The 12,218-nt window shown below is 52.5% G+C and carries 13 protein-coding genes; 8 read left to right on the forward strand and 5 right to left on the reverse strand.

Annotated elements, in window-relative coordinates; translation table 11 throughout:
* The first annotated feature begins 46 nt into the window (after positions 1 to 46).
* From AB1N33_RS01040 to AB1N33_RS01070, 7 genes are all read left to right on the forward strand, one after another.
* Positions 47 to 1,174, forward strand: coding sequence for a M14 family metallopeptidase (locus tag AB1N33_RS01040; RefSeq protein WP_411269665.1), 1,128 nt, complete (start codon positions 47 to 49; stop codon positions 1,172 to 1,174).
* A 53-nt stretch (positions 1,175 to 1,227) separates the two neighbouring features.
* Positions 1,228 to 2,886 carry an alanine/glycine:cation symporter family protein gene (locus AB1N33_RS01045; RefSeq protein WP_411269666.1) on the forward strand — a complete coding sequence of 553 codons (1,659 nt, stop codon included), beginning with the start codon at positions 1,228 to 1,230 and terminating at the stop codon, positions 2,884 to 2,886.
* Between the two features lie 163 nt (positions 2,887 to 3,049).
* Positions 3,050 to 3,379, forward strand: a complete 330-nt coding sequence (locus AB1N33_RS01050) for a hypothetical protein (RefSeq protein ID WP_411269667.1) — start codon at positions 3,050 to 3,052, stop codon at positions 3,377 to 3,379.
* The gene (locus AB1N33_RS01055; protein WP_411269668.1) at positions 3,376 to 3,663 is read left to right on the forward strand and encodes a YeaC family protein; all 288 of its coding nucleotides are present in this window, start codon (positions 3,376 to 3,378) and stop codon (positions 3,661 to 3,663) included. Before AB1N33_RS01050 ends, AB1N33_RS01055 begins: the two co-directional genes overlap by 4 nt.
* A complete protein-coding gene (locus AB1N33_RS01060; RefSeq protein ID WP_411269669.1) occupies positions 3,653 to 4,516 on the forward strand; it encodes a hypothetical protein in 864 nt (287 codons plus the stop codon). The genes AB1N33_RS01055 and AB1N33_RS01060 overlap by 11 nt, the downstream gene beginning before the upstream one ends.
* 63 nt (positions 4,517 to 4,579) lie before the next feature.
* Entirely contained in the window at positions 4,580 to 4,798 is a 219-nt protein-coding gene (locus AB1N33_RS01065) for a hypothetical protein (RefSeq protein WP_411269670.1), read from the forward strand.
* Between the two features lie 139 nt (positions 4,799 to 4,937).
* On the forward strand, positions 4,938 to 6,386 hold the full coding sequence (locus tag AB1N33_RS01070; RefSeq protein ID WP_411269671.1) for a sensor domain-containing diguanylate cyclase: 1,449 nt from the start codon (positions 4,938 to 4,940) through the stop codon (positions 6,384 to 6,386).
* Here the strand turns inward: AB1N33_RS01070 and AB1N33_RS01075 are convergent.
* Both AB1N33_RS01075 and ansA read right to left on the reverse strand, forming a co-directional pair.
* A complete protein-coding gene (locus tag AB1N33_RS01075) occupies positions 6,367 to 7,209 on the reverse strand; it encodes a DUF2797 domain-containing protein (RefSeq protein WP_411269672.1) in 843 nt (280 codons plus the stop codon). The genes AB1N33_RS01070 and AB1N33_RS01075 overlap by 20 nt on opposite strands.
* Position 7,210: 1 nt before the next feature.
* Positions 7,211 to 8,221, reverse strand: coding sequence for an asparaginase (gene ansA, locus AB1N33_RS01080; RefSeq protein ID WP_411269673.1), 1,011 nt, complete (start codon positions 8,219 to 8,221; stop codon positions 7,211 to 7,213).
* 274 nt (positions 8,222 to 8,495) lie between these two features.
* Here ansA and AB1N33_RS01085 point away from each other — a divergent pair, with 274 nt between their 5' ends.
* The gene (locus AB1N33_RS01085) at positions 8,496 to 10,295 is read left to right on the forward strand and encodes a GGDEF domain-containing protein (protein WP_411269674.1); all 1,800 of its coding nucleotides are present in this window, start codon (positions 8,496 to 8,498) and stop codon (positions 10,293 to 10,295) included.
* Between the two features lie 19 nt (positions 10,296 to 10,314).
* Here AB1N33_RS01085 and lipA read toward each other — a convergent pair whose 3' ends face one another.
* Genes lipA through ybeD form a run of 3 tightly spaced genes read right to left on the reverse strand, consistent with a single transcriptional unit; the run spans position 10,315 to position 12,193 of the window.
* Positions 10,315 to 11,277, reverse strand: coding sequence for a lipoyl synthase (gene lipA, locus AB1N33_RS01090; protein ID WP_411269675.1), 963 nt, complete (start codon positions 11,275 to 11,277; stop codon positions 10,315 to 10,317).
* Positions 11,270 to 11,929 (reverse strand): lipoyl(octanoyl) transferase LipB, encoded by a 660-nt coding sequence (gene lipB / locus AB1N33_RS01095; RefSeq protein ID WP_411269676.1) that lies wholly within the window; start codon positions 11,927 to 11,929, stop codon positions 11,270 to 11,272. The genes lipA and lipB overlap by 8 nt, the downstream gene beginning before the upstream one ends.
* On the reverse strand, positions 11,930 to 12,193 hold the full coding sequence (ybeD, locus tag AB1N33_RS01100; RefSeq protein ID WP_411269677.1) for a DUF493 family protein YbeD: 264 nt from the start codon (positions 12,191 to 12,193) through the stop codon (positions 11,930 to 11,932).
* Positions 12,194 to 12,218 lie beyond the last annotated feature (25 nt).

A 12,218-nucleotide genomic window follows, 5' to 3' on the forward strand; every position in this document is an offset into this window, starting at 1 on the left:
CATGGGTATGCTAAATTAGGTCACCAAAAAAAGGAAACGACAGACAATGCATATATCCAGTCAGTTCGATAGCGGTAATATCGACGTTGTAGAAGCCAATTCTGCCGACAATATTGTTCTTCGCATTCATAAAGATAATCAGTCCGATTTCTACCAGTGGTTTCACTTTCGCCTGGTCGGCGAGGTGTTCGAAACGCACACCCTGACGATTACTGATCTTGAAAAGTCAGCCTATCCGGATGGCTGGAAAGGCTATCATGTGCTGGCATCTTACGACCGTGAGAACTGGTTTCGGGTGCCTTCGTCGTTTGACGGCAACAACCTGACCTTCTCGCTGACGCTGGAACAGCCCAGTGTGTTTTTCGCATATTTCATCCCGTACAGCTACGAGCGCCACCTGGACCTTATTCACGACGCGCAGATGTATCTGGACTGTGAGCACCGTTTCCTCGGGCTGACGCTGGATGGGCGCGACATGTCAATGCTGGTCATTGGTGAGGAAAGCCCCCAGAAGAAAAAGATTTGGGTCACCGCGCGTCAGCATCCCGGTGAAACCATGGCCGAATGGTGTGCGGAAGGGCTGATTTACCGGCTGCTTGATGAGCAGGATGGTATCGCACGACAGTTGCTTGATAAGGCCGTGTTTTACATCATTCCGAATATGAACCCGGATGGTGCGGCACGTGGTCACCTCAGAACCAACGCGGTAGGGACTAACCTGAACCGGGAATGGGCAACCCCGAGTGCTGAGAAAAGCCCGGAAGTATTGTATGTGCTTAACGCCATGGAAGAGATTGGCGTAGACATGTACCTTGATTTGCATGGTGATGAAGCCCTGCCGTACAACTTTGTGGCCGGTAGCGAAGGCATTCCGTCGTATGATGAGCGCCTGAAAATGCTTGAAGATACCTTCAAGCAGGCTCTGTTAAATGCGACACCAGAGTTTCAGGATACCTACGGTTATGAAAAGGATGCACCAGGTCAGGCCAATCTGACCGTGGCGTCGTGTGCAGTGGGTGAAAAATTCCATTGTCTGGCATATACCGTAGAAATGCCGTTTAAAGATAATGCTGACTTACCGGACGATGTCTATGGCTGGTCGGTTCAGCGCAGCCGTCAGCTGGGCGAGGACCTGCTGGTCGCAACCCGTGCTGTCGTTGATAAGTTACGCTAAGTCGATTATTACGATACTACAACAATAACAACATTCATTAAGAGGAACTCAGTTTGGAAAGTTTATATAATTTTCTAACCACCATTGACGGCTTTCTCGGGGGCGCGTTCTGGTTTCCTTACGTCCTGCTGGGCGTAGGTCTGTTTTTTACCATTTACCTTGGATTTCCCCAGATCCGCTACTTCAAACATGCCTGGCTGGTTGTGACCGGAAAGTTCGACAAAGAGTCTGATCCTGGCGATACCACGCACTTCCGCGCACTTACCACCGCGCTGTCAGGCACGGTAGGGACCGGTAATATTTCAGGTGTGGCATTTGCTATCTTCCTGGGGGGGCCGGCTGCCATCTTCTGGATGTGGGCAACCGCCTTTATGGGCATGACCACCAAGTTTGTGGAAGTGACCCTGTCACATAAGTACCGTGTCAAAACGGAAGACGGCACCATGGCGGGCGGCCCCATGTACTACATGGACCGTCGTCTGAACATGAAATGGCTGGCGGCAGCGTTTGCGGTAGCCACCGTTATTTGTTCGTTCGGTACCGGTAACCTGCCGCAAAGTAACGGCATTGCACAGAGTATTGAAGCCACATTTGGTTTTGAGCCGTGGATTGTCGGAAGTGTGCTGGGGATCTTACTGGCGCTGGTTATTCTTGGCGGTATTCAGCGCATCGCTGCTGTTACCGCGCGTGTTGTGCCATTTATGGCAGTTGTTTACCTGATTGGTGCGCTCAGTGTTATTTTCACCAACCTGGAAAACATTGGCCCGTCGTTCGCGTCAATCATTAGCGATGCCTTTACCGGGTCTGCTGCTGCCGGCGGCTTCCTGGGTGCCTCACTGGCGTATGCCTTTAACAAAGGGGTTAACCGGGGACTGTTCTCTAACGAAGCCGGTCAGGGCTCGGCGCCGATTGCGCATGCTGCAGCGAAGACCAAAGAGCCTGCCTCAGAAGGCCTGGTGTCGTTGCTGGAACCCTTCATTGATACCATTCTGATTTGTACCATTACCGGTCTGGTTATCCTGTCCTCCGGCGTTTGGAAAGAGAAACATGAAAACATCTTCGATCGCTCGGACATGTATTTTGTGACAGGCCAGTACACCGACTCTGAGGCAGAGGACGTGGATAACCTGTATCGCTTCCTGAATGATGTTGACGGCAGCACCATTGAGCCGTACACGGGAACAATTTCTGTTGTTAACGGCACCGCTGTCAGCGACGGCTTTACGCTCATCAACGCACGATCAGTGGCGGAAGACGTCAAGTACCTGGTGGGTGACGACGATCCTTTCACCGGTACGCTGGAAATTAAAGACGGTAAACCGCTGAAAGAGAACCTGGAAGTCCATGGTAAGTCGCTGGTGCACTCGGCTGCACTGACTACCATCGCCTTTACCCGCGGTCTGTTTGGCGACTTTGGACAGTACATTGTGTCTGTTGGTCTGATGCTGTTTGCGTTCTCAACAGCCATTGCCTGGTCGTATTACGGTGACCGTGCGATGACCTATCTGTTTGGTCCGCGCTCTGTGATGCCATACCGTGTCATTTACGTGGCCGGCTTCATCTGGGCAGCGTTTTCTGACACCACGCTGGTCTGGGCGCTGTCTGCAGTGGCGATTGTGGTAATGACACTGCCAAACCTGTTTGGCATTATGCTGCTGAGAAAAGAAATGAAAGAGACCATCACCGACTACTGGAGTCGAGTACAAAAATAATCCTGAAATGATAGAATGCGTATCTGCGTTAACGTGGTAGCGTAACAACCTTGCGCAGGTACGCATTTTGTTTCCCGTCCCCGAGGACGTGTTCTGTTAATCAACACAGAACCACACCGGGCGACCGCTGCCCTGATTACCACCTAAACAACAGGAGTAATACATGGCTCTAATGAATTGCCCGTCGTGCAATAAAAAAACCTCAGATAAAGCGGATATCTGCCCACATTGTGGCTTTGGTGTCGGTGATGCCTCATCTGAAGATATGGAACGCAAGCGTCAGCTACAGAAATACCAGAAACTGCAGGGTATTCAGAATCAGTCGCTTATCGCTGTCCTGCTGTTTGTCGCCGGCTTTGGTTTCATGTACTGGGGCGGAGCAAGACCCGGAGATTTGCAGCATAATCTTGCCATACTCTGCAGCATTGTCGGGTTTGTGTGGTATGTTGTGAATCGCGTAAGAATGGTAATGGTGAAGCGTTTTTCCTCATGAATGTAGATGCATTATTACAGGCGATGACGCCTGAAGTGTTTGAACGACTGCGCACGGCGGTGGAAACCGGCAAATGGCAGGACGGTACCGTATTGTCACAGGAGCAGCGTGATAACTGTATGCAGGCTGTGATGCTGTATCAGGCGAAAGTCGCTAAGTCACAAGAGCATATGACGGTGAACGAGCAAGGTGAAATCGTGCATAAAACCAAGCAGGACTTTTTGCGCTCGCTGAAAGGTGAGGACGACAATACGATTGCGCGGTTCAGGCAGGATGATCTTTAACCGGCTGTTTACGCCTGATTATGCCAGTCCTGACGAGAGCACGCGTCGCAAAGCCGTTGAGCGGCTGTCGCCAGACAAACCGTCTGATAAATCACACTTACACGAACTGGCATTTAATGACAGCAGTCGTGATGTCAGCCTGGCAGCACTGGAAAAGCTAAACAGTTTTGCGCTCTGGCAGAAGATGGCAGTTACTGCCGCAGATCCCTGCGTTCAGCGGGTTTCGGCAAAAAAAGTCGACGCGGCGGTGCAGGGGAATTCGTCCTTAGCCTTATCGCCACAGGAGCGTCGCGCATTTTTACTGGAGTCGGCATCCCGGTCGCAGATTGAAAGCGTGCTGCTCAACGACCCACATCTGCTGTCTGACACCGCGCTGTGCCTGAAACTTATCGCCAAAGCACACAGTGAAAAACTTATACGGTATATCATTCTGCGCGCGCCTGATGCCGGGTTAGCGCATAAGGTGGTTGCTCAGCTTAACGATAAGTCGTTAATCCAGCGTCTGATAAAAAAAGTTGCCGATACTGGCCTGTCTGATGCGCTGCACGCCCGTCTGAGCGTGCTGGAAGAGCAGGAGCAACGGCCGCTGCAACTAACAAAGGCAGTCACACTGGTAATGTCAAAATATCAGGCTCTGCTGGATAACCCCGACGAACAGGACGTGGCGGCGCGTGCGGCATTGCTCGAAAACGAGTATGCTGCACTGCAATCGCAGATGGGGTGTCTGACCGGGCAGGAATGCGAAGATATCCGGCAAAAATATTCCCGGATTAGAGCGCGGGTGCATCAGCACATGACGCGCCTGACAAATGACAATACGCTGACCGGCAATGACGTCGGCACGGCGTTCTGATGCGCCAACCATGTTGGCAGCAGGGCAGAGTGCAACAAGAATTAACCTTAAGACACCAACATCATGTTAGAACAGGATATTGAATACCGTTTCGACAGCGAGGCCCGTGCTTATCGCTTTCTGAATACGGCTACCCATCTTGATGCCGACGGGCTGCGAGTGCGATTTGGACGCACTGACCATCACGTCCGCATTCGTTATCAGCCTCGCAGCAATGGGTTTGATACTACGCTGGCGCAACTTGACGATATTGCCCGTGAACTGGGCGGTGAGGAAGTCTAAGCCTTCACTCCTGGCGCTCTGCGGCCAGATTACGCCTTCAGGCGGAAATAATCACCGCGCTTAATTCCATAAGATGTTTGCAATTATTACATAGAGTTAATATTTTATGTAAAGGTCAGCGTTGCATCGGGAGGCGTGATTGAACGGTAAGAACGTAGTTTTCACGCTCATCGTGGCGGCGGTCTACATTGTGACAGCACGCATCAGTCAGGTCTTTGCGATAGAGCCCGGCAATGTCACTCCGGTCTGGATCCCATCCGGACTTATGCTGGCGCTTGCGCTTTATTACGGGCGGCGTACCTGGCCTGGCATCTTCCTCGGCGCGTTTTTTGGTAATGTCTGGGCATATTTTTCGTTTCACTCGTTAACGTTGGTCAGTGCCGCGGTAGCGGCCGGTATGATTAACGGGCTTGGCGATGTGATTGCGCTGGTGGTGATGGCTGGCCTGATTCAACGTCTGACCTCCAGCGAATCACCTTTCCACTCTTTGCACCATTTCTTAATCTTTGGCGGCTTAGGCGTTGTGCTCGGTCCGCTCATCAGCGCAGTGTTTGGCATATCCGGGCTGGCCCTGTTTTCCTTCCTGCCTGCAGAGCAATACTGGGTAGCCCTGATCAACTGGTGGGTGGGGGATGGCGTCGGCGTGATTTTGTTTACGCCTTTACTGTATGCCTGGCTAAAAAAGCCAGAATATCCCTCACCGTGGTTTATGCCGGTCATGCTGCTGTCTACACTGGTGTTTGCCGGGCTTACCCTGATTTTGTTTGACCTGGTCATGCTGCCTCAGTGGGCAGTGATCCTGTGCGTTATGCTACTGCCGGTCGCGTTTGCGCTACTGCTTCAGGAAGGACAGCGTGCCGTGTATTTTGTACAGATTGTGATTGCGGCAATTGCCGTGTTTGCAACCTATTCCGGACAGGGGCCGTTCATTGACAACAGTTACCTGCCACCGCTCATTGCCCTGCAATTGTTCATCGGTGCGTTTTCCTGCGTTATCTTCAGTATTACCCTGATGCTGCATCAGCGGCGCTTACTTGCCATTCAGTTACAACTCCAGCAAAAGAAACTCGAGAGTCTGTACCGGCATGATCCCCTCACCGGGCTGTGGAACCGTTATCGCATAGAAGAGTTTCTGGATATGGAACTTACCCGTTTTCATCGTCAGGGTGGCGTCTTCGCTGTGCTGGTTTTAGATATTGATGATTTTAAACAGATCAACGACTGTCGCGGACACCTTGAAGGCGATCGTATCCTTGTCGAGTTTGCGCGCGCCATCGACGCTCATATCCGCGACATCGACCTGTTCGGGCGCTGGGGGGGCGAAGAGTTCGTGATCATTGCAACTGATCAGACACCTGAGAGCGCCGCACAACTGGCAGAGAAAGTGGTCAGACTGATTGCCAGCCATGACTTTTCGCTGGATAAACCGCTGACGGTGAGTCTGGGATACACATTAAGTGTAAATGGTGACAACAAAGATGCACTGCTTGGCCGAGCCGATGAGGCGCTGTATCAGGCCAAGCAGCAGGGTAAGAACCAGGCCGTCGCGGCGGTTAAAGACGCGACGGTCAGGGTGTTGTCACGGTAACGTTATAGCCGGCGTATTTCCGGATATTAATCACTCTGTCACCTTCCAATAGCCAGTACTGGCCCTTGATTCCCTGAAGTACGCCTGAAAATTCGGGGGTTTTATCGAGGTTGATTGACTTTATTTTGTCCGGATAGGCGGTTACCGGGTAGTGAATAGCATGAGGACTGTCCTCAACAGGGCTGACAGCCTGGAGGCCTTTTTCCTGCCGAAGTGCATTCAGCGGCGCCTCTATGGCATTCAGCAGGGTGGTTTTTACTTCACTCAGATCCACGTCTTCCGGTTTGCCTTTCAGCATGGTGCGCCAGTTGGTTTTATCGGCAATGTGTTCTTTGCACAGGGTTTCTACCAGTCCGCTGGTAAGCCGGTCCGGTACCCTCAGCATCACCATCGCCTGCGTCGCTCCCTGATCCATCCAGCGGCTGGATACCCCGTCAGTGACGTGGCGGGTAATGCCTACCTTCACAGTGCCGGTGTTGGCCAGGTACACAAAATGGTCGGTGAGGCAGTGGGCTTCTCCCCATTCAGGCTCGCGACAGGTTCCTTCATGATAGTGGCACTGTTCAGGCTTGATAATGCAGCTGTCACATTGGGCCAGCGTGATCAGGCAACGGTAACAGTAGCCCTGATTAAAACTTTTTTTGGTTTTGCTGTTGCAGTGCACGCAGTAAATGTCGCCATGAAAGGTCAGGCTGATGTGGTGCCCAATCAGTGGATTCATCTCAAGCAGTGTGTCGCCAACGGGTAACGTATACTCCACTTCGTTATTTGGATTAGCCGACGTTCGCATTTTCCGCAGTGTGCCGGTGATGCTGGTTGCCATGTTATCCCTCGTTAAGTTCGCCACGCAGGTTCGCGGCCAGTGCCGCTTTAATTTCATCAAATGACAGTGATTTACTGAGCAGATAATGCAGTTTGGCCAGTGTGGCTTCCGGCGTCATGTCACTGCCAGAGATTACGCCGACTTCCTGCAGACCATGCCCGGTGGCATAACCTCCCATATTGACCCGTCCACGCAGACACTGGGTACAGTTGACTACCGGTATTTCACGCTGGCGGGCATAGTCCAGCTGTGCAATCAGGGCAGGGTTCTGGGGCGCATTCCCTACGCCGTAACTCAGCAGGATCAATGCATTGACAGGTTGTTGCAGCGTATTTTTAATCACTTCGGCTGAGATGCCCGGATACAGACTGACCATACCAATTGGCTGCGCCTGAACCGGAGATACGGTCAGGGTGTTGCTGGGCTTACCGGCCAGTTTGCCGGCTTTCAGGCGAATGTTTATACCGGCTTCAAGCAAAGGCGGGCAGTTAGGCGAATCAAACGCATCAAAGCCGTCGGCGTCCACTTTGCGGCTGCGGTTGCCGCGCAGCAATCGATTATTGAAAAACAAGCTCACTTCGGCAATCGGATAGTTAGCGGCAATGTACAAAGCATTGAGCAGATTAACCTGCCCGTCGGAGCGTAATTCAGCCAGCGGGATTTGTGAGCCGGTGACAATCACGGGCTTGCTCAGATCTTCCAGCATAAAGCTCAGTGCCGATGCCGTGTACGCCATGGTATCGGTACCATGCAAAATGATAAAACCATCATAATCGGCATAGTTAGCGGCAATGTCGTCAGCAATGCGCTGCCAGTCAGTCGGATCCATATCCGACGAGTCAATCAGGTTGTCATATTCATGCAGCGTGAATTCGGGCATTTCACTGCGATGGAATTCGGGCATGCTGGCCAGTGTTTTTGACAGGAACCCGGCCGCTGGCACATAGCCGTGCGACGAGGGTTTCATACCAATGGTACCGCCAGTGTAGGCAATATAAATACGTTTGCGCATGGTTAACTGTTTATCATTATGGCGTGCGCGCCATTGTAGCAGTCCGGCGCAGATTGTCATCCGGTGATGCGGTAAGTATGTTACGGTGGAGGTGGACAGCGATGAGCCGCGCAGTGACGTCTGTTAAGCGTTTTCAACGTGTTACACTGTGCAGATGTGATTCGATATTCGGAGCGTAACCGCGCCCGGCCGAGCAGAAGGATGTATCAATGCGCACAAGAACCAGACGAACGCAGGTTATCGGATATGGCTGTCACGGAGTGCTGCGTCTGATGTGCCTGCACGACAGAACGCAGTGGGTGGCTGGCTGATTGTGATGATGTGTCGGGCGGTATTGTGGTGTCTTTTGTTACTTGCGGGCTGCGGGGCGGACAGCGCGCTGGCAGATAGTGCTGCGCGCTTGTCTGAAGCTGACGCCCTCAGATTAAACGACCACGAGCAGGCGCGACAGCTGCTCTCTGACATCGATGTCAGCACGCTTACGCCGGCACAGACCGACCAGTTTCTCTATCTTAAGACTTACCTGAGTACCTTTAACGGTGATCTGCGCGCCACCTACGACAGTTATGGCAACTTGCTTGGCCAAATCACTACGCCGCAGATACGTGTAAGGGCGCTGATGTCGCGCCTGAATCTATCCGCCTTCATCGGTGAGTGGCACGCCGGTTTTTCCATGGCGGGGGAACTTAACGAACTGCTGGAGCGTGGGGTTGACGAACAGACAGAAAAAACGATTTACCAGACGCTGGTGACGTTTTACAGCAATGCAGGACAGTACTCGCTGGCCCGCAACATCGTGCAGGGACTTCGGCCAGCGGTGCAGGACGCCCCTGATTTTCTGTGTCAGCTTGATGTAGCAGCGCTTGGGGCGGCGTTTTCCGAAAATAAGGCTGGTCTGGATGCGACCACCATTGACCAGACCATTGCCGTGTGTGAACAGGCCGGCAGCGACTTCTTTGTTACCTACACCCGGACATACCTGTTTTATACCCTGGTTGAACAGGGCGCGATTGAGCAGGCTCAGGCGCTTTACCAACAGCTGGCCTCTGACGTAGATGCACTGAATTTTTTGTACCTGTCTATTTCATTTAACGCGTATGTCAGTAAATTTCAGTTGTTGTCGGGTCAGGAACAAAAAGCCCGGGAAACGGCGCTGAAAACGCTTCAGCTTGATCCATCCGGCGACTATATGCCGTCTAAAATTACTGCGCTGGAAGTACTTACCGAGGTTGCAACCCGGCAATACAACTATCGCGAAGCGTTCGATTACCTCAAACAACTGGAGCAGGTGCGCAGTGAACTACGTGATGAGACCATTATTAAGCAACTGGCGTATCAGCAGGCAAACTTCAATCTGATACTGAAAGACAGCGAGATACAGTTGCTGGATGAGCGCAATCGCGCGCTCGAAGCACAGTCTCAACTGGCCAGAGAGCGTATGCAGTCATCGTATGTTGCGCTGTCCTTCATTGCATTAATCGTCATGGGATTGCTGGTCTGGGGCTATCGCAGTCAGCGTAGTCAGCGAAAAATGGCGCGTCTGGCGCGAACCGATTCGCTGACCGGTATTTACAACCGGGGGTTTTTCCTGGAACGGGTGCGGGCGCTATTGGACAAAGCGCAAAAAGAACAACGGATCTGCAGCCTGCTCTTGTTCGATCTGGATCATTTTAAACGGGTTAACGATACCTACGGCCACCAGGTCGGTGACTGGGTGCTTGAACGTGTGGTGGACACAGTGGCAGAACAGCTTGACGCCGGCACAGTGTTCGGCCGTATGGGGGGCGAGGAATTTGCCGTGTTTCTTTACGGACAGGATCGCCATCATGCCCTGGCGCTGGCAGAAACCTGTCGTGCAGCCATTCAGAATGTGGATACGGCAGACTCGGGCCATGGCTTTTTTGTATCAGCCAGCTTTGGAGTGAGTGATACCTCGCAGGCGGGGTATCTGTTCAGAAATTTATCGTCAGCATCTGATCTGGCGCTGTACCAGTCAAAGCAGTCCGGACGAAACCGGGTTTATGAATTTGATGGGGCGACGGATGGCGATAATGAAGACGGGGCGGGTGTATAACCCGCCCCGCAATAGCTGCTTATTTGACTTCGACACCAGCCGCTTGCTGGTCTGCATGGTAGCTTGAGCGTACCATGGGGCCGCAGGCAGCATGACTGAAACCAATGCTTTTTGCGTATACGCCCAGCTCGTCAAACTCGGTAGGGTGCACATAACGCTTCACCGGGTAGTGGTGACGACTAGGCTGCAGATACTGGCCGAGTGTCAGCATGTCGACATTGTGGTCACGCAGGTCGCGTAATACCGCTTTAATTTCGTCGTTTTCTTCACCCATGCCCATCATCAGACCTGACTTGGTTTTGATATCAGGGTGCTGTTCTTTGAATTTTTTCAGCAGATCCAGTGACCACTGGTAGTTGGCACCCGGACGGCACTCGCGGTAAAGGCGAGGAATGGTTTCCAGGTTGTGGTTAAACACGTCAGGAACGCCGTTTTTAAAGATTTCCAGCGCCCGATCCATACGGCCACGGAAATCCGGGACCAGCACTTCAATGGTAGTTTGTGGGCTGTGCTCACGAATCGCATTAATGCAGTCGACAAAATGCTGGGCACCGCCGTCACGCAGGTCATCGCGGTCTACCGACGTAATCACCACATAATTCAGCTTCATTTCGGCAATAGTTTTGGCCAGTTTAAGCGGTTCTTCCGCGCTCGGCGGCAGCGGCTTCCCGTGCGCCACGTCACAGAACGGGCAGCGGCGGGTACAAATATCACCCAGAATCATGAACGTGGCGGTGCCGTGATTGAAACACTCCGCCAGGTTAGGGCAACTGGCTTCTTCGCAGACCGAATGCAGATTATTCTTGCGTAACGTCTGCTTGATGTGGTCAATGCGATCGGTGGTCCGTGGTAACTTAATCTTGATCCATTCCGGTTTACGCAGCATCTCTTCCTTTTCAGTAGGAATAATGGTGACCGGGATGTGTTTTACTTTCTGATCGTCGCGGAGTTTCACCCCCGCCTTAGGTCGTGCGTTACTCATCAAAACCTTCTTTGTATTCAGTATGCGAAATAGCAAGCTCACTCAGCAGGGCGTCAGTCAGTGCGTTACCTGCATCGTTTAGCGTCTGTGGACCGCCCAGACGAGCGGTATCAATCATTTCCATGCCCGCATAGCCGCATGGGTTGATACGGTTAAAGGGTGCCAGATCCATATTAACATTTAACGCCAGCCCGTGAAATGAGCAGCCCCGTCGGATGCGAAGGCCCAGCGAACACACCTTCTTTTCGCCAACATAAACACCGGGCGCGTCGGGCCGGGCGTGCGCCTCAATGTCGTGCTGACCGAGTACGCTGATAACGGCGTTTTCCATGGCATTAACCAGATGTCTTACACCCAATTTTCGGCGGCGGATATCAATCAGCAGATAAATTACCTGCTGACCCGGACCGTGATAGGTTACCTGACCTCCCCGGTCGACCTGTACGACCGGAATATCTCCGGGCATCAGAATGTGCTCTGCCTTTCCGGCCTGACCCTGGGTAAACACCGGATCGTGCTCAACCAGCCAGATTTCATCCCGGGCGGTGTCGTCCCGGGTGTCGGTGTAAGACTGCATAGCCTGCCATACAGGATAGTAAGCCTGTCTGCCCAACTGACGGATAACTACGGGCTGTTGCGTAGGCTGGCTCACTTACAGTACTACCCGGACCAGTTCCAGCTTTGCCAGCTCAGTGTAAATCAGTTCCATGTGTTCTTTACTGGTAACCCGGACACTGACCGACACCGAATGGTAATTTCCTTTACTGCTGGGCTTGATCGTGGGTGAATAGTCACCGGGCGCGTGTTGTTGCAGACATTCAATCACCTGCGCAGGCAAATCGTCGTGTGCAACACCCATGACTTTAAAGGTCTGCGAGGTGGGGAAGTCGAGTAATTCATCAAAACGGGTGTCCATGCGAACTCCTAACGTGACCGGTCAA

Source organism: Alteromonas nitratireducens (genome assembly GCF_040812025.1).
In the GTDB taxonomy this organism is placed as follows: Bacteria; Pseudomonadota; Gammaproteobacteria; order Enterobacterales; family Alteromonadaceae; genus Alteromonas; species Alteromonas nitratireducens.